Here is a 24,601-nt window from a genome sequence, read left to right as displayed (position 1 = left end):
TAGTTTTGTACAATTAGAAATTAGGGCTTAATTGATATTCTTTATAAAAATTATTTAGAATGCTAATGACTTCATCAGAAGTATCTACCACGTGAATTAAGTCTAAATCTTTGGCGCTAATGGTTTCAAAACGTTCTAATAAGGTCGCTTTAATCCATTCTAACAAGCCGTTCCAAAAGGTAGATCCTACAAGAATAACAGGAAATTTTTCAATTTTTTTAGTTTGAATTAATGTAATGGCTTCAAACAGTTCATCCAAGGTTCCAAAGCCTCCAGGCATCACAACAATTCCTTGAGAATATTTTACAAACATCACCTTTCTAACAAAAAAATAGTCAAAATCTAAACTCTTATCGCGGTCGATATATGGATTGTTATGTTGTTCAAAAGGGAGCTCAATGTTAAGTCCAACAGATGTTCCGCCTGCTAAATGTGCGCCTTTATTTCCAGCTTCCATAATTCCAGGGCCACCGCCCGTAATAACGCCGTAACCAGCATCTACAATCGCTGCTGCGACTTCTGTAGATAATTTATAATAGGTGTCTTCTGTCGGCGTTCTTGCAGATCCAAAAATGGACACACAAGGCCCAATCTTACTCATTTTCTCAAACCCATTTACAAATTCCCCCATGATTTTAAAAATCGCCCAAGAGTCGTTTGTTTTTATTTCATTCCACCCTTTGTGTTTCTGTTCCGGTCCCATAATTCAATTTTATTTAATGCCTACTAATGTAATTCTTTTTTTAAAAACTTAGCAGTATGACTCGTTTTGTTTTTTATAACAACTTCTGGCGTTCCCTTTACAAGAATCTCGCCACCGCCTTTACCACCCTCAGGACCAATGTCTATGATGTAATCAACGGTTTTTATCACATCTAAATTGTGTTCGATAATAATCACCGTATTGCCTTTGTTTACCAATTTATTAAGCACACCCATTAACACGCGAATGTCTTCGAAATGAAGCCCCGTTGTCGGTTCGTCTAAAATATAAATGGTATTTCCAGTGTCGCGCTTGCTCAGTTCTGTGGCCAATTTAATCCGTTGTGCCTCCCCACCAGAAAGCGTAGTACTTTGTTGTCCTAACGTAATGTAGCCCAAACCAACATCTTTAATGGTTTTTAATTTTCGGTGAATTTTCGGAATCAACTCAAAGAAATCCACGCCTTCATCGATCGTCATATTCAAGACATCACTGATTGATTTTCCTTTGTACCTAATTTCTAAGGTTTCTCTATTAAATCGTTTCCCCTGACAGGATTCGCATTCGACATAAACATCTGGCAAGAAGTTCATTTCAATAACTCTCAGACCACCACCTCTACATGTTTCACAGCGTCCACCAACCACATTAAAACTAAAGCGTCCTAATTTGTAACCGCGAATCATGGCTTCTGGGATTTTAGCAAATAAGGCCCTGATTTCTCCAAATACCCCTGTATAAGTAGCAGGATTACTTCGTGGCGTTCGTCCAATAGGTGACTGATTGATATCGATCACTTTGTCTAAATGTTCCAAGCCTTTAATAGATTTATAAGGCATCGGTTCCATCACTCCATGAAAATAATAATTATTTAAAATAGGGTAGAGGGTTTCATTTATTAAGGTCGATTTACCACTTCCTGAAACACCTGTTATTCCAATCATTTTGGCGAGTGGTAACTTTATGGACACATTTTTCAGGTTATTTCCTGTACATCCTTTGAGCTCTAAAAACTTTCCATTTCCTTCTCTACGGGTTTTTGGAACTTCAATTTTTTTAACACCACTCAAATAATCCGCGGTCATAGTGCCACTATTTAGAATGTCTTTTGGCGTTCCTTGACTGATAATTTCCCCGCCATGTTTTCCCGCTTTTGGTCCAATATCAATCACATGATCTGCTTGTTCTATCATCTCTTTATCGTGTTCTACCACAATCACCGAATTCCCTACGTCTCTTAAAGCAATTAAAGATTTGATGAGTTTTTCATTATCTCGTTGGTGCAAACCAACGCTTGGTTCATCTAAAATATACAAGACCCCCACCAGTTGTGAGCCTATTTGTGTAGCCAAACGAATCCGTTGGGCTTCTCCACCAGAAAGAGATTTTGAACTTCTACTGATTGATAAATAATCCAAACCAACATCCAAGAGGAATTGTAAGCGTGTCGAAATTTCTTTAATAATTTCTTTCGAAATGATTTCTTGATTTTTAGAAAGATGATTTGGTAATTCTTTGAACCATTCGGCTAAATCTACCACATCCATTTCAGAAAGTTCGGCAATATTTTGAGAGTTAATTTTGAAGTATAACGATTCTTTTTTAAGTCGAGAGCCTTCACAAGTTGGACATTTAATATTGTCCATATAGCTTTTTGCCCAACGTTGGATGGACGTAGAATCGGCATTCTTGTATTGGCTTTCGATAAAATTAGCGATGCCTTCAAAATTAATCACATAATTACGTGAAACGCCTAAGGTTTTACTATCCACTGAAAAATCATCTTTACCACCGTATAAGATAATCTTTAAGGCTTCCTTTGGGATTTTTGAAATGGGATCCGAAAGCTTGAAATCAAAGCGTCGTCCTATGAGCTCTAATTGTCTAAACATCCAAGATTCTTTCTGAGCACCTTGTGGTGCAAGCCCTCCATTTTTTATAGACAGACTTGTGTCAGGAATGATTTTGGTTTCATTTACTTTATAAAGCGTTCCAATACCACTACAGTCTGGGCACGCGCCTTTGGGAGAATTGAATGAAAAGTTGTTTGGTTCTGGGTTTGGATAGGAAATTCCAGATGTGGGACACATCAAATCTCGACTGAAAAAACGCACTTCTTTGGTGTCTTCTTCAATGACCATCAGCACATTTTCGCCATGATACATTGCTGTATTGATGCTTTCGTTCAGTCGACTTGTGGACTGTGCCGTTGCGTCAATTTTAAGACGGTCGATCACAATTTCAATATCGTGCATTTTATATCGGTCTAGCATCATGCCTTTGGTAATATCGACAATTACACCATCAGTTCTCACTTTCACGAAGCCTTGTTTTGCAATCTGTTCAAACAGCTCTCTGTAATGTCCTTTTCGAGAACGTATGACAGGCGATAAAATGGAGATGCGTTGCCCGTTAAAGGATTCTAATATCAGGTCTTTGATTTGGTCATCGTTATAACTTACCATTTTTTCATTGGTATTATAACTGTAGGCATCGGATCCTCTTGCAAATAGTAACCTTAAAAAATCATAAATTTCGGTAATGGTTCCTACCGTCGATCGGGGCGATTTACTCGTTGTTTTTTGTTCAATCGCAATGACTGGCGAAAGCCCATCAATTTTATCAACATCAGGCCGTTCTAAACTCCCTAAAAACTGACGTGCATAGGCTGAAAAGGTTTCAATATAACGGCGTTGCCCTTCCGCATAAATCGTATCAAATGCCAACGAAGATTTTCCACTTCCTGAAAGCCCTGTAATCACTACCAATTGATCCCGAGGAATCTTTACATCAATATTTTTTAAATTGTGTACTCTGGCACCTTTTACTTCTATAAATTCATCAAACTTGCTCATAAATATGTTCTGTACGCGCTTAATTAGTTGTCATTAAAATAGATCAATACTTCCTTTACCTTCCCTAACAATAGTCACTTCCGTTCCATTGACTTCGATAATCGTTGACGGCTGATTGTCTCCATAACCACCATCAATAACCATGTCAACTTTAGAATTCCATTTTTCAAAAATCAATTCTGGATCTGTAGTGTATTCCAGAATCTCGTCCTCATCATGAATCGACGTAGATACAATTGGATTGCCCAATGCCTTTACAATTTCCAACGCAATTGAGTTATCTGGAATTCGAATTCCAACCGTTTTCTTTTTCTTAAACGGATGCGGCAATGTATTCGCTCCAGGAAGAATAAAGGTATAAGGTCCTGGAAGATTTCGTTTCAAAAGTTTAAATATGGGCGTTTCAATTTGGGTCACATAATCACTCAAATTACTCAAGTCATGACAAATAAACGAAAAGTTTGACCGCTCCAGTTTGACGCCTTTAATTTTGGCAACACGTTCCAAAGCCTTTACGTTGGTAATGTCACATCCCAATCCATAAACTGTATCCGTTGGATAGATAATCAGCCCTCCCTTTTTAAGGACTTCAACCACCTTTTGAATGGCCTTTGGGTTTGGATTTTCTGGATATATTTTGAGAAGTTCGGACATAAAATTCAGTGTGTTTATGAAATGATTTCAAGTTTTGCAAACCGTAGCAATAGCTTTTTAACACCTCCCGTTTCAAATTTAATTTCAGCCTTCAAATCCGCTGCTTTTCCTTCGATACTTAACACATTTCCTTTTCCAAATCGTTGGTGATTCACAACATCACCTACAATTAATTTATTGTCAAATAAGTTAGTATTGGGTTTTGTTTCACTGACCTTTTTTAAATTCTTAGGTGTCGATATTTGAAATTTCTCTTGAACTTTTGGCTTGGCTTTCATGTAAGCCGGCTTCTTGTAGCGCACCGTATTTGGGTCCACATCTCCAAAAATATCAGCACTTAACATCGGGTTGAAACGGCGTTCTTCTTTAGGCGTGACAATCTCCAAATACTGCTCATCAATTTCTTCGATAAAGCGACTGGGTTCTGAATCTACGAGTTTCCCCCAGCGGTATCGCGAGAGGGCATAGGTCAGATAGGCTTGTTTTTCAGCACGGGTCAACGCCACGTAAAATAAACGGCGTTCTTCTTCCAATTCTTCACGTGTACTCATGCTCATTGCACTCGGGAATAAATCTTCTTCCAAACCAACAATATACACATACGGAAACTCCAATCCTTTTGCCAAATGGATGGTCATCAATGCCACCTTGTCGCTGTCGTCACCTTCTTCATTATCTAAGTCCGTTGCCAGAGCAACATCTTCTAAAAACTCTGCAATGGATCCTGTGGAGTCCGCTAATTCTTGTTGTCCTTCCACAAAATCTTTGATCCCATTCAGCAATTCTTCAATGTTTTCCAAACGGGTAATGCCTTCGGGAGTTCCATCTTTTTTAAACTCCTGAATCAATCCACTGGCTTTACATACATTCTCTGCCAAATCAAAGGCATTCATTGTTTGACTCATCACCTTAAAACTTTCAATCATCGTTGTAAAGTTTTGCAGTTTGGTTTTAGTCCCCGCATTGATGTTTATGGGAAGCTCATGAAGGTGTTTTAGAATTTCAAAAATGGTTTTATTATGTTCATTGGCAGATACAATTAGACGGTCAATCGTTGTTTGACCAATCCCTCGCCCAGGAAAATTAATGATCCGTTTTAAAGCCTCTTCATCTGAAGGATTGATGATAATTCTCAAATAGGAGAGGACATCTTTTATTTCTTTTCGTTGATAAAAGGACAAGCCTCCGTAAATCCGATATTCCAAACCTCGTTTTCTCAAGGCATCTTCAATCGATCGCGATTGTGCATTGGTACGATACAGTACGGCAAAATCACCATTCTTGGCTTGGTTTTGCATCTTGTTTTCAAAGATAGTACTGGCAATATAACGCCCTTCGTCACCATCCGTTAATGATCGGTTGACAATAATTTTGGGACCTTCTTCATTCGCCGTCCAAACTACTTTTTCTAGCTTGGTTTGATTTTTTTCAATAATAGAATTGGCAGCATTCACAATGTTTTTTGTCGAACGGTAATTCTGCTCCAATCGGAACATTTTTACATTGTCATAATCCTTTTGAAAATTTAAGATATTATTGATGTTCGCTCCTCGAAATGCATAAATACTTTGGGCATCATCTCCCACAACACAAATGTTTTGGAAACGGTCCGAAAGTGCTCGTACAATTAAATATTGAGAGTGGTTTGTATCTTGATACTCATCCACTAAAATATACCGAAAACGATCTTGATATTTTGCCAACACTTCAGGGAATCGTGTGATTAATTCGTTGGTTTTGAGTAATAAATCATCAAAATCCATCGCACCCGCTTTGAAACAACGGGATACATATTCTTTATAAATCTCGCCCATTTCGGGGCGTTTTGCCATGACATCCGCTTCCTTCAGATCGGGATTTTGAAAATAGGCTTTGACCGTAATCAAACTGTTTTTATAGGAGGAGATTCGAGATTGGACTTGCTTGTATTTATAGATGTCTTTATCCAGTTTTTTCTCCTTTATAATCGAAGAAATTAAGCGTTGCGAATCTTGTGTGTCATAAATCGTAAAATTGGAAGGGTAGCCCAATTTATCGGCTTCAATACGTAATATTTTTGCAAATACAGAGTGAAAGGTTCCCATCCACAGGTTTTTCGCTTCGCTATCTCCTACAATCGAAGAAATACGTGTTTTCATTTCACGAGCCGCCTTGTTGGTAAAAGTGAGGGATAAAATATTAAAAGGATCCACACCTTCGCTCATCAAATAGGCGATGCGGTAGGTGAGGACTCTGGTTTTTCCAGAACCTGCACCTGCGATGATAATCATTGGTCCTTCTTTTTGAAGGGTGGGCGCTAATTGTGCCTCGTTAAGTTGACTTAAATATTGTTTCAAATTTCGTTTTTTCTAAGACGTGAAATTAAGGAATGTAATTCGTATTTTTAAAAGGAAGTCCTATAAATTATAAACAATTCTAGGGAAGTTACTAAAAGCGTTTGAAGACATTAATTTTTGCTTTTATATTGAAGGAAATTATTAACTTGGCATTTATTAATCAACACATCACACATTTAAATGGAAATTGAGTTTTATAGCCTTATCATGTATTGCATTCCAGCCCTTATAACAGGTGCGATTGCGTATTTATTTTTCAAAGAGTACACCAACAACGAAAGTAAAAGACGTCACTATATCCTTCATAAATCGCTTCAAAAAGAAGTGCTTCCTGTAAAACTTCAGGCGTATGAGCGTTTGGCGTTGGTTTTGGAGCGTATGGCTCCCAATAATTTACTCATTAGAATTCAACCTATTTCTCAACGAAAGGAAGATTATGAGCAGTTACTGATTCAGAATATCGAACAAGAGTTTGAGCATAATTTAGCTCAGCAAATCTATTTGTCGGAAGAATGTTGGAACATCATTTTAACCGCTAAAAACACGACCATTCAATTTATTAGAAATTGTGACATTTCAAACAGCGCCGAATCCGCTGATAAATTTCGCGAATTAGTCCTCACAAAATCGATGGATATGCCATCACCAAGCAATGCTGCCTTAGCGTATTTAAAAAATGAAGTGAGTAATTTACTAACGTATTAAAGTGGATTGATGCAAAACACATTACTTCAAACTCCCATTGATTATCTGAAAGGTGTAGGGCCTGGGCGTGCCGAAGTATTGCGTAAAGAATTAGGGATTCAGACCTATCAAGACCTGATTAATTTATTTCCAAACCGGTACATCGATCGCACGCAATTTTATAAGGTTTCTGAACTGCAACCTACCAATGCTGAAGTTCAAATTGTCGGTCAGATTACAGGATTCAAAGAAATTGCTCAGAAACGCGGTAAACGCCTTGTAGCAACCTTTAGAGATGAAACGGGCTACGTGGAATTGGTTTGGTTTAGAGGCCATAAATGGATTCGTGAGCATCTGAAAACGCATACGGATTATGTGATTTTTGGAAAGATCAATTTGTTCAATGGGACTTTTAGTATGCCGCATCCCGATATCGAACTCAAAACAGATTATGACAAAAGCCTGTCGAAAGCGATTCAACCCATTTATCCCTCCACAGAAAAATTAGCGAACCGAGGCATTTCGAACCGTGTGATTTGTAAGATCATGGAACAATTGTTTTTGCAATTGAATGGGCGATTTGAAGAATCGCTTTCTACGGAGATTTTAGAACATCAAAAACTAATATCTAAAAGCGAAGCTTTTTTAAATGTACATTTTCCAAAGACTCAAAATTTACTGAGTCTGTCTCAATTTCGTTTAAAGTTTGAAGAATTATTTTACATCCAGCTTCAGCTCATTCTTAAAAACATCATTCACAAGACCAAAATAAAGGGCTACCGATTTGAAACCGTCGGTTCCTATTTTAACACCTTTTATAAAGAACATTTGCCTTTCGAATTGACCAACGCTCAAAAACGGGTGTTGAAAGAAATTCGAATTGATATGGACAGTAATGCCCAAATGAACCGCTTGTTACAGGGCGATGTGGGCTCGGGGAAAACTATTGTGGCGTTGATGTCCATGCTCATCGCAATTGATAATGATTTTCAAGCGACACTGATGGCACCCACAGAAATTTTATCATTTCAGCATTACAACGGCTTGAAACCGTTTTGTGACCTAATTGGGGTTAAGATCGGATTGTTAACAGGGTCGAGTAAAACCGCGGCCCGACGCATCATTCACGAACAATTAGAATCGGGGGAATTACAAATCATTATTGGAACGCATGCGCTTTTAGAGGACAAGGTGAAGTTCAAGAATCTTGGCTTGGCAATCATTGACGAGCAACACCGTTTTGGAGTCGCACAACGTAGCAAACTGTGGAAAAAAAATGTGTCGCCACCACATATTTTGGTGATGACTGCGACGCCCATCCCACGCACCTTAGCAATGTCTGTTTATGGCGATTTAGATATTTCTGTGATTGATGAATTGCCGGCAGGTAGAAAACCGATTAAAACCGTGCACCGTTTTGACAGCAATCGTCTGAAAGTACTTGGGTTTATTAGAGATGAAATTGCAAAAGGACGCCAAATTTATATTGTATATCCATTGATTAACGAAAGTGAAACCTTGGATTTTAAGGATTTAATGGATGGTTATGAAGGTATTGTACGGGACTTTCCAACCCCAAAATACCAAGTATCCATTGTACATGGGCAAATGAAACCCGCCGATAAAGAATTTGAGATGCAACGTTTTGTCAAAGGCGAAACGCAGATCATGGTTGCCACAACCGTGATTGAAGTAGGCGTTAATGTACCCAATGCTTCGGTGATGATAATTGAAAGTGCCGAACGGTTTGGGCTTTCGCAACTCCACCAATTGAGAGGGCGTGTAGGGCGTGGAAGTGAGCAAAGTTATTGTATTTTAATGACAGGGTCTAAACTTGGAGATAACAGTAAAACCCGCATGAAAACCATGGTCAATTCGAGTGATGGATTTGAAATTGCGGAAGTTGATTTACGACTCCGAGGCCCAGGCGATATGATGGGCACTCAACAAAGTGGGATCTTAGAATTGAAAATCGCCAATATTGTAAAGGATAAAGACATCTTGTCTTTGGCACGGCATTGGGCTAAAAAGGTGCTGGTTTCCGATCCGAAATTAATCGATCCAAAGCATCAACCCATTGCGCAAACCTATATCAAAATGGGAAAATATAAGAATATCTGGAATTATATTAGTTAGGGTTTTAAGAAGCTAAAAAATCATCACTGAGTGTTTGCAGGTCTTTTATCACCAGTCTAAAATCGGCTTCAAAAAGTGTGTAGAATTCTTTTAATTCCTGTCCAGCCTTGTCCATTCCCGATCTGTTTTTTGTACGCCGATTCATACCAGCTAACACACGGTCAATACCTTCTAGTTCGGCATAGATTAAAAGCCAGTTGCCCTCCATCATAATAGGTGCTATTTTTTGAATGTTAGCGGGGAGTATTTCAAAATTATCTCGCAATAATTTATAAAACGATTGAATGTAATCGGCTAAAGGAATATCAGAATACTCCGACCAATTTTTAGCTAAAAAATGATCGTAAAATATATCTACTATAATCCCTGAATAATGCCCGTAATTTTTATGAAGTCGTTTGGTGCTTTGCCGAAAAGCGGGGTGGGCATCCGTTGTTGTATCTATTTGACGGTGCAGTAAGATTCCTTTTTGGATTTCGGGAGGGTAAGTGTCGTATTTTGAGCCTTTAATACTGTCTGCAATAAAGTTGCCAATCATAATATCGGGCTGACCTCCAGAAAGAAAAATATGTGCCAAGTAATTCATATGGCAATATTATGAATACATTTTAATATAATTGATTTGAAGTCTTATATTTGTTGAAACTTATTTTTTACATGACACTCATCAAATCAATTTCAGGAATTCGCGGTACCATTGGAGGTACTGTTGGAGATAATTTAACCCCTATAGACACTGTGAAATTCGCTGCGGCGTACGGAACGTGGATCAAATCACAACGCACTAAAGAAAATTACCGTGTGGTGGTTGGAAGAGATGCTCGAATTTCGGGAGCGATGGTTCAAAACTTAGTCATGAATACACTGATTGGAATGGGGATTGATGTGATTGATTTAGACCTGTCAACGACACCAACCGTTGAAATTGCAGTCCCTTTAGAACATGCTGATGGCGGTATTATCTTGACGGCGAGTCATAACCCAAAACAATGGAATGCTTTAAAACTTTTAGATCATAATGGAGAGTTTTTAAATGCCGAACACAGCCAACGTGTTTTAGATATCGCAGCGGCAGATGCTATGGAATTTGCGGATGTAGATGATTTAGGCACAATTACTGAAAATCAAGCTTATTTTGACATTCATATCGATGAAGTGTTGGATCTGGAATTTGTGAATGTAAAAGCAATTTCGGACTGTAATTTTAAAGTGGTGGTCGATGCTGTGAATTCTACGGGTGGGATTGCCATTCCACTTTTGTTGGAACGTTTAGGTGTTGAGGCAGTCAAAATTCATTGCGAACCCAACGGACAATTTCCACACAATCCAGAACCGCTGAAGCAACACTTAACAGATTTATCCGAAAAGGTAGTGTCTTCTCATGCCGACTTTGGAATTGCCGTCGATCCAGATGTGGACCGTTTGGCATTTATGGATGAAAAGGGAGTGATGTTTGGAGAAGAATATACTTTAGTGGCTTGTGCCGATTATATTTTAAGTCAACGCCCAGGAAATACGGTGAGTAATCTCAGTTCTACACGAGCGTTGAGAGATGTGACCGAAAAACATGGCGGAACGTATACAGCGAGTGCCGTAGGAGAAGTGAATGTCGTCAACGCCATGAAAGCAACCAATGCGGTTATTGGGGGTGAAGGCAACGGCGGAATTATTTATCCTGAGTCACATTATGGACGTGATGCCTTGGTAGGAGTGGCCTTATTTCTGAGTTTATTAGCGGAGCGTAAAATAGCGGTTAGCGAGCTGAGGGCTAGTTATCCTTCTTACTTTATGAGCAAGAAGAAAATTGACTTAAATCCTTCTATTGATGTGGATGCTATTTTAGTGGCGATGGAAGCCAAGTACGCACACGAACAAATTTCTACAATTGATGGAGTTAAAATCGATTTTGCTTCCGAGTGGGTGCATTTAAGAAAAAGCAATACAGAAGCCATTATTCGCATCTATACAGAAGCACCATCTCAAGAAAAAGCAGATGTTTTAGCTGATAAAATTATTGATGAAATAAAGAAAGTAGCGGGACTTTAAAGCTCGCGATGTTTCCAACGTTTGTGCGTCCAAAGGTAATATTCAGGCGCTTCGTGAATTTGAGTTTCCACAAGTTTTAGAAATTTGTCAGTAATTTCATAATCCTTAAAGTCAGTTGGGTTTTCTGCCAAGGTTTGAAAGGTTGCTTCATAGTATCCTCTTTTTTTACGTTCTACAGCAAAAAACACAACAGGCATGTCCAGTTTTTTAGCCATCATTTCGGCACCAGTATGTACGGGAACTTTAATACCCATAAATTCATTCCAGTGACGGGCTTTGTCTTTCTTAGGCGATTGGTCGGAGGCAAATCCATTCATGGACAGAATGCCATTTTTTTTGGCTTCTTCCAAAACAGAAAATGTTTCTTTGGTTGTAATGAGATAACTGTTGTAACGGGCTCTAATGGACTTGATTAAGCGATCGAAATACTTGTTTTGAAGTCTTTTATAGATGCCATAACCGCGATGACTCGTGTAGGTTTGAAGAATAAAAATCCATTCCCAACTACCATAGTGCGCACACATAAGCACGATGCTTTTGTTTTGTTTTTCAAAACCCTTAATGATATCCAAATTTTTAAAGGTGTAACGCGCCTTCATGGACTCCAAGGAAATATTCATTGATTTGATAGATTCCAAAATCATATCACAAAAATGGTGATAGAATTTCTTTGAAATCGTCTTAATTTCTAAATCCGATTTTTCAGGGAATACAAGTTTAAGATTCTCTCGAACAGTTTTTTTTCTATAGCCAAAAACATGGTACATCAACACATATAAAAGGTCTGAAACGGCGTATAGCAATCGAAATGGGAGAATGGAAACCATCCACAAAATTGGGTAAATTAAAATGTACGCTAGTAATTGCATTTAAAAAGATTAAATTTACAGTCGCAAATATATAGTTTATTTAATATATCCCTATGGACATTTCTATTTATACCCTGATTATTATAGCCCTCAACGCACTTTGCTCTTTTAAGGGTTTTAAAGATCGTTCTTTTTTTGAGACGTATAAGTTTAATGTGGGAGGCATCAAACGTGGTGAACAACTCCGTATGTTGGTCTCTGGGTTTCTACATGTTGACTTGCAACATCTGTTATTTAATATGTTTGCACTCTATATTTTTGGAGATATAGTAATCAATAGCGTGGGGCCGTTTTATTTCTTTTTGATTTATTTTGGCAGTTTAATTTCTGGCAACCTATTATCTTATTACTTTCATAAAAATGAACCTTACTATTCTGCAGTAGGAGCGAGTGGTGCTGCGACGGGCATCTTATACGCCGCTATTTTGTTGTACCCTGGAATGGAATTGTATCTGTATTTTATTCCCATTCCGATTCCATCTTATGTGGTAGGAGTCGGGTATATGTTGTATTCCATTTATGGGATGAAATCACGGGTTGGAAATATAGGACACGACGCCCATTTTGGTGGAGCTATTGGAGGGTATGTTCTTACATTGTTGATTGCTCCTCAAGTTTTAGAGACTCATTTATGGATGGTAATCGTTCTCGCTATTCCAATTGTTATTCTGTTTGTGATGCATAAAAACAATAAGATTTAGAAGTAACTATTCTTAACTTACTCCAATAAGCTCTTAATTTTCGCTTCCAATTCAGCACCTCTTAAACGTTCGGCGATAAGAGTTCCGTTTTCGTCCAAAATAAAGGTCGCAGGAATCGAATTGACACTGTAAGCTTGTGCAATGGGGTCTTGCCAGAACTTTAGATTAGAGACGTTATACCAACTTAGTTGATCTTTTTTTATGGCCTCAATCCAAAACGCTTTCTGATCTCCGCGTTCCAATGAAACACTGATAATTTCTAATCCTTTTGAATGGTAGGTGTCATAAAGTCTTACCAAATTAGGGTTTTCAATTCGGCAGGGCTTGCACCAAGAGGCCCAAAAATCAACAATGGTAACTTTTCCTTTAATTTTACTTAAGGTGATTTGTTCTCCCTCTGGATTAGGCGCAGAGAAGTCAGGCGCTTTCATGCCAATTTTTATTTTCGCTTTATTTGGGTTGCTTTCAATTTTTTCTTTAATACGATTTGAGATCTGTTGATTTGTTTCGTTTTTAGTCTTGATAGACTCTTCGATATTTTCGTAGGCTTTAGTTGCCAATTCCAGATCAAAGCCCTTTTGTCCTGTAAGACCTTCCAATATAAATAATGAAAAATCGGAATCGTTATTTTCTTCAATAAATTCATATCCGAAATTTTTCAATTGGGCTCTCAAAAAATCTCCTTTCTTTTGAAGTGCTTTTAAGCCTTCTGAATCTTTTTCAGAACTTAAGAACTCAGCTTTCACAGCCTCGATCGCTTCTGTTTTTTCTTGGTATTTATTTTTATAATCATTAAAAACTTTATTGTTATAAGTACCTTCTACTTTTGATTTATGAATACTATCTTTATAAATTTCTATATTAATATTTCCAGGTTCTATAAAAACAGAGGTTTGACCTCTCACGCCATCAATGGTCAAGGCACGCATTTCGGCCCCTTTTATTTCTCCTTTAAAACGAAACGTTCCATTAAAAACAATAGCAGTATCGGTGGCTTTTCTATTTCTGCCATTTTCAGTCTTTATCAAATAGGCTCTTAAGCCATCATAAACGCCCTCAGCTTTGACAAATACTTCGTATTCGCCTTCATGATTTGACGTTGAAGGTTTGCAACCAAACAAAAGTGCAATAACAAGGATAGAAATGATTTGAGTTTTCATCTGTAAGTATTTTAAATTTTTACAAAAATAAATTAAAAATATTACTTCTCCCATTTGAAGTAATATTAATACTTTTGTAAAAAATTAATCCATTGTATCAAAACGACACTATTATTGCTTTAGCCACTCCGTCCGGAGCAGGCGCGATTGCTATTATTCGACTTTCAGGCCCTGAAGCAATTACGAAAGTAGATGCGTTTTTTAAATCGATACATGCCAAAAAACTAACGACTCAAAAAACACATACCATTCATTTAGGACATATCGTAGAAGATTCACGAATTTTGGACGAAGTATTGGTATCTGTTTTTAAAAATCCAAAATCCTACACAGGTGAGGATGTGGTGGAGGTTTCTTGTCATGGGAGCTCTTATATACAACAAGAAATCATACAATTATTTGTACGTAACGGAGCGCGTATTGCAAATCCAGGGGAATTTACCCTCCGTGCATTTCTCAACGCAAAGCTCGATTTGAGTCAGGCCGAAGCCGTAGCTGATTTGATTGCTAGTGATAACAAAGCCTCCCATCAAATTGCTATGCAACAGATGCGTGGAGGGTTTAGTAATGAGATTAAAGTTTTACGTGATGAGTTGTTAAACTTTGCTTCCTTGATTGAATTAGAACTTGATTTTTCTGAGGAAGATGTAGAGTTTGCAGATCGGAAACAATTTGAAGATTTATTAGAACGTATTATTAAGGTATTAAAACATTTGATTGATTCGTTTTCAACCGGGAATGTAATCAAAAATGGAATTCCAATTTCTATAATTGGGGCACCTAATGTGGGGAAATCTACGTTATTAAACGCGCTTTTAAACGAAGATAAAGCCATTGTAAGTGATATTGCTGGAACAACTCGTGATGCTATCGAAGATGAAATTACAATCGAAGGCATTAAGTTTCGATTTATAGATACAGCGGGCATTCGAACCACCAAGGATGCCATTGAAAGTATCGGTATCAAAAAAACATTTGAAAAAATCACCCAATCCCAAGTGGTATTATATTTACTAGATGCTACTAAGGTCACAACAGAAACTATTCAGATTTTTAATTCAGAGATTCGAAAAATTCAAGAACAGTACCCAGATAAACAACTGATCGTTGTAGCTAATAAAATGGATGAAGCGGATCAGGAATATATTGAAACCTCTTTTGTATATCCTCATACGCTTTTTACTTCTGCTAAAAGCGGGTTGGGTATCGATACTTTAAAAGCGAAGTTGTTAGAATTTGTAAATACAGGTGCTTTGAGAAATAATGATACCATCATTACAAACTCCAGACATTACGATTCTCTTTTAAAAGCACTGGCTGAAGTTCAAAAAGTACAACAGGGGATGGATGCTAACCTTTCTGGAGATTTATTAGCAATAGACATCCGTCAGGCATTGTATCATTTTGGTGAGATTACCGGCGAAATTACTTCAGACGACCTGTTAGGGAATATCTTTGCAAACTTTTGTATTGGAAAGTAATTAGACACAATAAATACGAAATCACCCTTCAGGTTTTTCAAGTTTAAACATGCTATCTTTTGTCACACGGGTGTACCAATCACCCCCTAAGCGTGCGACAAGATCTAATTTTTCGGAATCAATTTGGTTGTTTTCATCTAAGAACTCCGATTTCACATGGATGTGAACTACTTTGGCTATGATCAATTGGCCAGCACCGCCATGTTCACCAAGAGAGACAATATTTTCAACTACACATTCAAAAGAGACTGGGGATTCCATAACTCTCGGGGGCTTCACTTTAATCGAGGGGACTTCAGTCAATCCTGTTTCTGTAAATTCATTCACGCCTTTGTCATACTCTTTACTCGTTTCTGACATTTGTTCGACAATTGAATAATCAACGATATTAATCACTACTTCTTTTGTTTCTGTAGCATTTTGAAGCGTATGTTTTGTAGTGTTATCGCGTACACGTCTTGCCGGTGAGAAAATTAATATGGGTGGATTAGAGCTAAATACATTAAAAAAGCTAAATGGACTCAAGTTGACATTTCCCTTGGCGTCTATGGTACTTGCAAACGCAATAGGTCTTGGAGCAATAGCGGAGGAGAGCAGTCTATGAACATCTCTAGTTTCTAGTAATTCGGGATCAAATGATTTTATGGTTGACATGCTATTTTTTTTAAGTAGTTTTTAAAAGTGTTGATTTAACGGCTCCAAACCCAACTCGGATTTCACCTTTTTGACAATGACCTCTCATAATCACGGTATCATTATCTTGAATAAATTTACGTGAGCCTCCTTCAAGTAGTTCCACAGGTTTTGAGCCTGCCCACGACAACTCGAGCATTGATCCATAGGAATCGGGACTTTTTCCACTGATGGTGCCTGAAGCCATTAAATCGCCTACATTCAAATTACAACCATTAACGGTATGATGCGCTAGCTGTTGGTTCATGTTCCAATACATATATTTGAAATTGGAGTGACTCACCACCGTTTCTTTACAATTTTCTGGTTGAATGGATACTTCTAAATTAATGTCATAATTTTTAGATCCCTTGAAATTCAAATAGGGCAGAACCGTCGGTTCTTGTTTAGGACCGTCAATTTTAAACGGTTCTAAAGCTTCTAAAGTCACCACCCATGGCGACATAGATGATGCAAAACTTTTCGCTAAAAAGGGACCTAAAGGAACGTATTCCCATTTTTGAATGTCCCGTGCCGACCAGTCGTTAAATAATACCTTTCCAAAAATATACTCATCAGCGGCATCTGTTGAAACAGAATCGCCAAGTTTGGTTGATTTCCCGATGATAAAGCCCATTTCTAGTTCAAAGTCTACTCGTGTAGAGGCTTGAAAAACAGGCGCCGTATTGGGAGCTAAAACCACCTGTCCTTTTGGACGGTGTACGTTTTCACCACTAACGATGATAGAGGAAGCGCGTCCGTGATAACCAACGGGTAAATGTTTCCAGTTTGGCAGCAACGCATTGTCAGGATCTCTGAACATGGTGCCTATATTGGTGGCGTGTTCTATGCTTGAATAAAAATCGGTATAATCACCGACTTTTACAGGTAAATGCATCTGCACGGAGCTTTGTTTTATAAATACAGAAGGGTGTGATTTTAATACAGAATTTTCATTGCATAATTCGACTTGAATGTATTCTCTGATTTTTACGGTCGTCGATTTCCCTAAGGCAATAAAATCATTTAAGTACTCTGACTCTAAGACGGTAATATCAAAATCTAAATCTTTAAAAACACCCAACTCAAAAGCGGCATATACATCTACTATTTTATCTCCAATAGCAACACCAACTCTTTTGATGTGATCGGATTCTGAAAAAATACCAAAGGGTAAATTATAAATACTAAAATCAGAATTATTATCAATTTTAATCCAAGATTGCATACGTTATTTTTTAATAATTAAATCCAAACCATCAGTGATGAGCTTGGTAAAATGTTTGTTTTTTTTCAATGTGAGCAGCTGCTCGTAAACCGCATCCATTAAAGATAAATCTTTATCGTAAACCAACTCATACAATTCCAATAAGATTAACCATTCTGAGGGATAGTTTGATTTAACTTCCTTAAATACAGATGTTAAAGAATTAAAATCTACTATTTTTTGAATTCTATGATTTTTTACGGTTTCATACAGTTGATGCAGTTGTTGTTCTTTATCAGAATAAATGATTTTAGCGGTTTTCGTTTCTGAAATCGTATATATATCTTCAAAAGAATTTGAATCCGCTGGACCCGCAAATGCGGAACAGATATGGTTTCCGATGGCCATGTCGTAAACACCCCAACTCGGATCAAATAAGACGGTCTCAAAATGGGTAACTCTACAGTTCTTAAACGTGATTAAAATAATTTTTCCTTGAAGATCTCTTTTGCCTGTAATGATTTTTCCTTCAACTGTGACGCCCCCTTCAAAATTAAGACGGGTCGTTTTACCTTCCACAATACCATAAACTTCCAGGTCTTTTGGAGACATGTCTTCAATCGCAATATTAATTCCCTCTAATTTTCCTACGGGACTCCCAAACCCACTAGGGTGTTGTTCGGTTCCGTGCCCAATTAGTTCGGTTCCATTAACAGATAATGCTGTTGGACTGTTGGTTTGAAAGTAAATAGGGGTGTTGTTGGCGTCTAAAACGTTGTTAAATATTCCTGACACTTGAATGCCTGTACTCAATTCGATCGTTCCCAGTTTTTTGGAAACAATCAGTTTTTTCAACCCTTTTAAACCGCCAGTTCGTATCGCCATGGTATTTGCAAATTTTTCTAAAACAAAGCTAAGACTTGCAAAGTTAGGAATGACAAATAATTGGGGTTGAGTGTTGGTAATGTCAAAATTGACTTCGGCTGCTTCAATTGAATACGGAATTTTTTTCACCTCTTTTTTTAAACACAATTGACTTTCTTCGATGGAAGATAACAAACCTGCGCCATATAATTTTGGATTTTCGAGTGTTCCAATAAGTCCATATTCAACTGTCCACCAATGGAGGTTTCTAATTTTAGCCATTTCAGAAAGTTCACCCATATTTTCTTGAAGCGTATTTACAGCTTTGGTAGCTTCCAAAATTTCTGTTTTTGTAGAATTTGGATTCTCTTTTAAAATGGATAAAAGCCGAATGGCCTCGTACATTTCATCGTCTTTGGGTGATGAAATGGCTTTACAACCAATCTCTCCTAACCGTCTTAGGTATTCCGAGTATTCTGGATTTGCAATGATAGGCGCATGTCCTGCTGCTTCGTGAATAATGTCGGGAGCGGGTGTATAATTTATGTGGTCAATGGTTCTAATATCAGAAGAAATTACGAGCACATTATAGGCTTGAAATTCCATAAAGGCATTGGGTGGAATAAATCCATCGACAGCAACGGCTGCCCATCCAATGTCTTTCAGAATGCGATTCATGCCTTCCATTTTAGGAATTGTTTCCTCATCGATTCCCGTTTTTTTTAGACCATTGCTGTAACTTTTATGCGCTATTTGTTTTAAAACATGAATATTCAAACGCATCACATACCGCCATACCGCTTGATTTTGAGCCGTATAGTCTTTATAAGGTTGTTGTACTATAAACTTATGAAGGTGCTTCGGTAGCTTTTCAGTAACGCTGTTAAACTGCATTGTATGTCCATGAATGGCTGTTGGCATTAAAATATCCAATTAAAGGGTTCCTCTATTTTCTTGTTCTCTTTCGATAGATTCAAATAGGGCTTTGAAGTTTCCAGCACCAAACCCTCTAGCACCCATTCTTTGAATGATTTCAAAAAACAAGGTGGGTCTGTCTTCTACAGGTTTCGTAAATATTTGTAATAAATACCCTTCTTCATCTGCGTCAATCATAATCCCAAGAGATTTTAATTTTTCAATATCTTCTGCTAATTCATGGTTGTGATCAGAAAGTCTTTTTGGAACAGATTTGTAATAGTCGTCGGGTGGTGTGCTTAAAAACTCAACCCCTTTAGCTCTCATTTTTGCGACCGTATCAATGATGTCATTTGAGGCAACAGCAATATGTTGCACTCCTGGACCATTGTAAAAGTCTAAGTATTCCTCAATTTGAGATTTCTTTTTTCCTTCTGCAGGTTCGTTAATTGGAAATTTAATTCTTCCGTTTCCGTTACTCATTACTTTACTCATTAATGCGGAGTATTCTGTTGTAATTTGCTTATCATCAAAAGATAAGAAGTTTACAAAGCCCATAACATCTTCGTAATATTTTACCCAGATATCCATTTCATTCCAGCCAACATTCCCTACCATATGGTCTATAAATTTAAGACCCATAGGTTCAGGATTGTATTCTGATTCCCATTTTCTATAACCTGGTAAAAACACCCCTGTGTAGTTTTTTCTTTCTACAAATATGTGAACGGTTTCACCATAGGTATAAATTCCAGCTCTCACTATTTCGCCATGTTCGTCTTTTTCAACCCTTGGTTCCATATAAGATTTTGCACCTCTTTTGGTCGTTTCTTCCCACGACTTTTTAGCGTCATCAACCCACAAAGCAACAACTTTCACCCCATCACCATGCTTAGATAAATGTTCGTTCATCCATGAATCTGGATTAAGTGGAGTGGTTAATACGATTCTTATTTTATCTTGTTTTACTACATAAGATGCATAATCTTTACATCCTGTTTCTAATCCTTTATAAGCATGCGATTGAAATCCAAAAGCAGTTTTGTAAAAGTGGGCTGCTTGTTTTGCATTACCTACAATAAATTCTACATAATCAGTTCCTAATAACGGAAGAAAATCTTGTGCTTCTTTAAATATTTTTTCCAATCCGTATTCTACATTTTCTATTTTACTCATATCCGTTAGTTTTTTAATTTTTTTATTCTGTAATCCAGGATTTATAATAATCTTCGTTTTGTAATTTTATAGCTTCTTCCGTCACCATTAACGGACTAAAGGTGTCCACCATCACTGCAAGTTCAAAAGTTTCTTTTTTACCAATACTTTTTTCCATGGTTCCTGGGTGTGGTCCGTGTGGAATCCCCGCAGGGTGTAGGGTAATACTCCCCTTGTTAATATCATTTCTACTCATAAAATCACCATCTACATAATAGAGGACTTCATCAGAATCAATGTTAGAATGATTGTAAGGTGCTGGTACCGCATTTGGGTGGTAATCATAAAGTCTAGGAACAAACGAACAGATGACAAAGGTGCTTGTTTCAAATGTTTGGTGAATGGGTGGCGGTTGATGAATCATCCCTGTAATGGGTTCAAAATCGTGAATAGAAAATTTATACGGAAAATTATAGCCATCCCAACCAACCACACTAAATGGGTGCGCTGCATACACGTATTCGTGAATGGTATCTTGTTTTTTTACTTTGATTATAAAATCGCCCATTTCATTAAACGTTTCAAGTTCAGTAGGCGGGTGGAGGTCTCTTTCGCAATAAGGCGCACCTTCTACATGTTGTCCAAACCAATTTCTATAACGTTTTGGGGTGTAAACGGGGCTCTTGGATTCAACGATAAATAAACGGTTGTTTGCATCGTTAAACTCAATTTGATAGATGATTCCTCGTGGAATTACTAGGTAATCCCCATACTTAAATTCTATATTTCCTAAATTAGTTCTCAGTTTCCCTGAGCCTTCATGGATAAATAGCACTTCGTCAGAATCGGTATTTTTATAAAAATAACTGGTTAACGATTCTTTAGGAGCTGCCAAACTAATTTGACAATCTTTGTTGACCAAAACACATTTTCTGCTTTCTAAATAATCATCTACGGGAGCCACTTGATAACCTTCAAGTTTTAAGGATTTCATGTTTTTAGACACCGCAATTTTTGGCGCTACATCGTAAGATTTTAAGATTGCTTTGACTTGTGTAGGGCGTTGTGTATGGTACATCAAAGTTGACATGCCATCAAACCCGATGGTGCCAAACAATTCTTCATAATAGAAATTATCGTTTGCATCTTTAAAAATAGTGTGTCGCTTAGGCGGAATTTTTCCTAACGTATGATATCTAGGCATAATATAAGATTAAAATTTAAGTCAGTATTTAAAATAACTGATAAGAACAAATCTAAATATAATATAAGTTACTTATTTGTTTATTACTAAAACAGTTTCTAAATAAGAATATTTATATGTATTTTTGTATTAATAAATAGTTTTATTCTTTTTACGAATAATTTTAAAACCATTAATATATATATTTTCTAGATGCTCGAAAAACTGAACAAAACCGATATTGAAATATTAAGGCTGTTACAACAAAACAGTAACCGTACCATAAAGAACATCGCCGACCTCTTAGGGATGACCACAACTCCTGTTTTTGATCGTATTAAAAAATTAGAAAAAAGGGGTTTTATTAGTAAATATGCTGCGATTTTAAACTCCAAAAAATTAGGTTTAAAATTGACTGTTTTTGCTGGAATTGCTCTTAAGAATCATACACGGAGTTATTTAGAGAAATTTGTCAAAACCATTGATGGATTTCCTGAAGTAGTAGAGTGCCACCGTGTGTCGGGTAATTTTGATTATTTACTAAAATTAGTATTAGTGGATATAGAAGACTACGAACAATTTATCTTAACCAAACTCGCTCTTATAACCGATTTAAGTAACGTACAAAGTTATGTGGCGCTGTCACAAAGTAAATCGACTAATGAGGTGAATTTGGATCATTTGATGTGATGATTGTGGTTTCTCTAATACTCTTGAACTAATACTTCTGTTGGAATATTTAGAGCTGTATTTAATTTTCGAATCATACTCAGTGTCAACTTACGTTTGCGATTTAGTATTTCACTTACTCGACTTGTAAATCCAACGATTTCTGCCAAGTCTTTTTGTTTCATCCCCATTTGTTCCATACGGAATTTTATCGCCTCAATTGGGTCTGGCATTGCAATGGGGTAATGTTTTTCCTCATATTTTTCAATTAAAATTGAAAGTACTTCGGCTTCATCTCCTTCTGGTGAATCAATTTCTGCGTGAAAGATAATCTCTAACCTCTCTAAAGCTAGGTTATAGTCTTGTTCTGTTTTTAGAGGGCTAATATTCATAATCATATTGTTTTAACGTCAATTTCATCATTTTTTTAAATTTATTCATTGATTTTAAGGGATTTAAAAACCAAACAGGTTTTAATTTACAGACCTAATTATTACGATCTATTTCAATTTCCTCAATCTCAAAATCTGGTGCAAGTGGTGGTGGAGGCATTGACAAAGTGTCCAGATATGATATTCCTCTTGTTGAAAACACCATAGCTTTTTTTATTGCTTTAATTTTAGAAGTATAACTTATGTTAAAAAGAAAATCATACAAATCAATAATATATTTGGGCGCTTCGCCATGAGAATAACTGGTGTTTGCTTCAAATTTACCTGAACATATTCTCATTTTATAGTAACCAACATCTACCACATTTCCATCATAGGAATCTTTTACTTCATTATTTTTTAATTTAGTTACTAATTTATTTAAACGATCCTTTTCAATTGACGTTAGTGTTTTATAATACAAACCTAAACGGGAATTATATTTAATAAAATTCACGTATAATGTATCGTTAAGAACTTTAATATCCATAACTGGGCAATTCCCAAAACATTCATAAGATGAGAATTCTATAAAATTCAATTCATTGTTACTTTTTTTACAACTTACAAATAGTAAACTAAAAGCCATCAAAAAGATTATTCTATTTCTGTACATTTTTTATTTTTTTAAATTATGTAGTGAGCAAAGAAAAAATTGCTGAAATACTAACAGATGCTTTTGTTGAAAAGAGCGCAGGTTTGTCATAAGAGTCGGAACCCGATTTGGGAAGGTTCTTGTTCCAAATATATAAATTTTAAGATTAAGACGCTAAAAATGGGAAAGAGTTAATCACTTGACCTTTAGAAATGGTCGAAGTGGCTTTTCACAAGGGAGTTCACTCCCTTGTTTTGTATATGTGTTGGAGGCAATTACCTAACCGAGAACTCGTATCTAAAACTAAAAAGTCTCCCTCAATACAATCAAGCTTGCTTTATAGCCCGTGGTCAATAACCATTCTCCGGAGCCGATGAGGCTATCACTTTCATTATACACCTTTAGCTGGGCGGTGTTGGGACTGGAGCTTCCTTCGTTAAGTGCGATAAATTCAATGGTATTTAACCCTTCTTTTAATTCGATGTCAATAATATAGGCCGAATTACGAAGGGTAATATTCGGATGAATGATGGCTTTATTGAGCATTAATTTAATCCGATCGCCGTCTTCATATTCGTGATCTCGACAGAGGATACGAATGTATTTGGATTTGGTTTTAATGTCGCCGAGATAGTAATTCCTCGAAAACTTAGAAACGTCTTTGTGATTCTCATTAAATTGTTGTTTGATCTCCCAAGTAGGATCTACCACATCGCGCGTTTCGGTGATGCCATATTTTTTTTTTGCAAAGCCATCAATCGGTTTGATGCCCATGGTGATTTCAAATCCTTTATCGGTCAATCCCACAATAGGAGAGAGCGTCAAAGGAAACTGATCGGACAGCGGATTGCGCTCTAATGCCAATGCTTTGATCCGAAATGTTTCTTGATTGGTATCTAGCTGTGAATACACCGCATGTTGCATTCCAATTAATAACAGTAACAGCATCAAACTTCGATTCATAAAGTGTATTGGCATTTCTTAAGTTGTAAAGGTATTGATTTGATTGTTAACTTTCTTGTACAGCGCCAAATATAAAATTGCGCTTTCCTAGTTTTTTATAAGCATTCAATAAGTGTTCCAAATTTGTGAGTGTTCATAATTTTAGGGTAATTCATTGTATGTTTGTACTTTAAAAAGTAGTGATTCGAAACGTGTTATATAGAATAAAGTTATTAAAAATAAATATAATATAAATATATATTATGAAATAGTTATATGTGATTCGCTACACATATTGTAATTTTGAAATAAGAACAATTAAATCATGGGAAATATTATAAAA

The 24,601-nt window shown here is 36.8% G+C and carries 21 protein-coding genes; 6 read left to right on the top strand and 15 right to left on the bottom strand.

The window, feature by feature from the left end; translation table 11 throughout:
* Window positions 1–13: 13 nt before the first annotated feature.
* From FORMB_RS00400 to FORMB_RS00385, 4 genes are read right to left on the bottom strand one after another with little or no spacing between them, the layout of a single operon-like run.
* Complete coding sequence (locus tag FORMB_RS00400) at window positions 14–703, bottom strand: TIGR00730 family Rossman fold protein (protein ID WP_069675575.1); 690 nt, start codon at window positions 701–703, stop codon at window positions 14–16.
* Window positions 704–726: 23 nt separating this feature from the next.
* Complete coding sequence (gene uvrA, locus FORMB_RS00395; RefSeq protein ID WP_069675574.1) at window positions 727–3,558, bottom strand: excinuclease ABC subunit UvrA; 2,832 nt, start codon at window positions 3,556–3,558, stop codon at window positions 727–729.
* A gap of 33 nt (window positions 3,559–3,591) precedes the next feature.
* A complete protein-coding gene (locus FORMB_RS00390; RefSeq protein WP_069675573.1) occupies window positions 3,592–4,212 on the bottom strand; it encodes an L-threonylcarbamoyladenylate synthase in 621 nt (206 codons plus the stop codon).
* Between the two features lie 14 nt (window positions 4,213–4,226).
* A complete protein-coding gene (locus FORMB_RS00385; RefSeq protein WP_069675572.1) occupies window positions 4,227–6,548 on the bottom strand; it encodes an ATP-dependent helicase in 2,322 nt (773 codons plus the stop codon).
* 180 nt (window positions 6,549–6,728) lie between these two features.
* Here FORMB_RS00385 and FORMB_RS00380 point away from each other — a divergent pair, with 180 nt between their 5' ends.
* Together FORMB_RS00380 and recG are read left to right on the top strand one after the other, a co-directional pair.
* A complete protein-coding gene (locus FORMB_RS00380) occupies window positions 6,729–7,253 on the top strand; it encodes a DUF7935 family protein (RefSeq protein WP_069675571.1) in 525 nt (174 codons plus the stop codon).
* A 9-nt stretch (window positions 7,254–7,262) separates the two neighbouring features.
* Window positions 7,263–9,368 (top strand): ATP-dependent DNA helicase RecG, encoded by a 2,106-nt coding sequence (gene recG, locus FORMB_RS00375; RefSeq protein ID WP_069675570.1) that lies wholly within the window; start codon window positions 7,263–7,265, stop codon window positions 9,366–9,368.
* A 4-nt stretch (window positions 9,369–9,372) separates the two neighbouring features.
* Here the strand turns inward: recG and FORMB_RS00370 are convergent, their stop codons facing one another.
* Complete coding sequence (locus FORMB_RS00370) at window positions 9,373–9,954, bottom strand: acyl carrier protein phosphodiesterase (RefSeq protein ID WP_069675569.1); 582 nt, start codon at window positions 9,952–9,954, stop codon at window positions 9,373–9,375.
* A 71-nt stretch (window positions 9,955–10,025) separates the two neighbouring features.
* Here FORMB_RS00370 and glmM point away from each other — a divergent pair, with 71 nt between their 5' ends.
* Window positions 10,026–11,414 (top strand): phosphoglucosamine mutase, encoded by a 1,389-nt coding sequence (gene glmM / locus FORMB_RS00365; protein ID WP_069675568.1) that lies wholly within the window; start codon window positions 10,026–10,028, stop codon window positions 11,412–11,414.
* Here glmM and FORMB_RS00360 read toward each other — a convergent pair.
* Window positions 11,411–12,283 (bottom strand): lysophospholipid acyltransferase family protein, encoded by an 873-nt coding sequence (locus FORMB_RS00360; RefSeq protein WP_069675567.1) that lies wholly within the window; start codon window positions 12,281–12,283, stop codon window positions 11,411–11,413. The two genes, glmM and FORMB_RS00360, sit on opposite strands and share 4 nt — an antisense overlap.
* Window positions 12,284–12,336: 53 nt before the next feature.
* On the opposite strand from FORMB_RS00360, the gene FORMB_RS00355 reads away from it, so the two are divergent.
* Entirely contained in the window at window positions 12,337–12,984 is a 648-nt protein-coding gene (locus FORMB_RS00355) for a rhomboid family intramembrane serine protease (protein ID WP_069675566.1), read from the top strand.
* Window positions 12,985–13,001: 17 nt separating this feature from the next.
* Here the strand turns inward: FORMB_RS00355 and FORMB_RS00350 are convergent, their stop codons facing one another.
* Complete coding sequence (locus FORMB_RS00350; RefSeq protein WP_197493479.1) at window positions 13,002–14,144, bottom strand: TlpA disulfide reductase family protein; 1,143 nt, start codon at window positions 14,142–14,144, stop codon at window positions 13,002–13,004.
* A 92-nt stretch (window positions 14,145–14,236) separates the two neighbouring features.
* On the opposite strand from FORMB_RS00350, the gene mnmE reads away from it, so the two are divergent.
* A complete protein-coding gene (mnmE, locus tag FORMB_RS00345) occupies window positions 14,237–15,625 on the top strand; it encodes a tRNA uridine-5-carboxymethylaminomethyl(34) synthesis GTPase MnmE (protein ID WP_069675564.1) in 1,389 nt (462 codons plus the stop codon).
* A gap of 21 nt (window positions 15,626–15,646) precedes the next feature.
* On the opposite strand, the gene FORMB_RS00340 is transcribed toward mnmE, so the two are convergent.
* From FORMB_RS00340 to FORMB_RS00320, 5 genes are read right to left on the bottom strand one after another with little or no spacing between them, the layout of a single operon-like run.
* Window positions 15,647–16,279: a flavin reductase family protein gene (locus FORMB_RS00340; RefSeq protein WP_069675563.1), complete on the bottom strand. Its 633-nt coding sequence runs from the start codon at window positions 16,277–16,279 to the stop codon at window positions 15,647–15,649.
* 10 nt (window positions 16,280–16,289) lie between these two features.
* On the bottom strand, window positions 16,290–17,525 hold the full coding sequence (fahA, locus tag FORMB_RS00335) for a fumarylacetoacetase (protein ID WP_069675562.1): 1,236 nt from the start codon (window positions 17,523–17,525) through the stop codon (window positions 16,290–16,292).
* Window positions 17,526–17,528: 3 nt separating this feature from the next.
* Window positions 17,529–19,289 carry an aromatic amino acid hydroxylase gene (locus tag FORMB_RS00330; protein ID WP_231925554.1) on the bottom strand — a complete coding sequence of 587 codons (1,761 nt, stop codon included), beginning with the start codon at window positions 19,287–19,289 and terminating at the stop codon, window positions 17,529–17,531.
* A 12-nt stretch (window positions 19,290–19,301) separates the two neighbouring features.
* Window positions 19,302–20,459 (bottom strand): 4-hydroxyphenylpyruvate dioxygenase, encoded by a 1,158-nt coding sequence (hppD, locus tag FORMB_RS00325; RefSeq protein ID WP_069675561.1) that lies wholly within the window; start codon window positions 20,457–20,459, stop codon window positions 19,302–19,304.
* 22 nt (window positions 20,460–20,481) lie between these two features.
* The gene (locus tag FORMB_RS00320; RefSeq protein ID WP_069675560.1) at window positions 20,482–21,642 is read right to left on the bottom strand and encodes a homogentisate 1,2-dioxygenase; all 1,161 of its coding nucleotides are present in this window, start codon (window positions 21,640–21,642) and stop codon (window positions 20,482–20,484) included.
* Between the two features lie 192 nt (window positions 21,643–21,834).
* Here FORMB_RS00320 and FORMB_RS00315 point away from each other — a divergent pair, with 192 nt between their 5' ends.
* Window positions 21,835–22,311, top strand: coding sequence for an Lrp/AsnC family transcriptional regulator (locus FORMB_RS00315; protein WP_069675559.1), 477 nt, complete (start codon window positions 21,835–21,837; stop codon window positions 22,309–22,311).
* Window positions 22,312–22,325: 14 nt separating this feature from the next.
* On the opposite strand, the gene FORMB_RS00310 is transcribed toward FORMB_RS00315, so the two are convergent.
* The 3 genes from FORMB_RS00310 to FORMB_RS00300 all read right to left on the bottom strand — a co-directional run bounded on the left by FORMB_RS00310 (window position 22,326) and on the right by FORMB_RS00300 (window position 24,294).
* Entirely contained in the window at window positions 22,326–22,682 is a 357-nt protein-coding gene (locus FORMB_RS00310) for a helix-turn-helix domain-containing protein (protein WP_069677837.1), read from the bottom strand.
* 94 nt (window positions 22,683–22,776) lie between these two features.
* A complete protein-coding gene (locus FORMB_RS00305; protein WP_069675558.1) occupies window positions 22,777–23,337 on the bottom strand; it encodes a DUF6438 domain-containing protein in 561 nt (186 codons plus the stop codon).
* A 282-nt stretch (window positions 23,338–23,619) separates the two neighbouring features.
* Window positions 23,620–24,294 carry a hypothetical protein gene (locus FORMB_RS00300; protein ID WP_157498047.1) on the bottom strand — a complete coding sequence of 225 codons (675 nt, stop codon included), beginning with the start codon at window positions 24,292–24,294 and terminating at the stop codon, window positions 23,620–23,622.
* Window positions 24,295–24,601: the final 307 nt, after the last annotated feature.

The sequence above is a fragment of the Formosa sp. Hel1_33_131 genome, from assembly GCF_001735745.1.
Lineage (GTDB): Bacteria > Bacteroidota > Bacteroidia > Flavobacteriales > Flavobacteriaceae > Hel1-33-131.
This window is presented reverse-complemented; position numbering and strand designations above follow the sequence as displayed.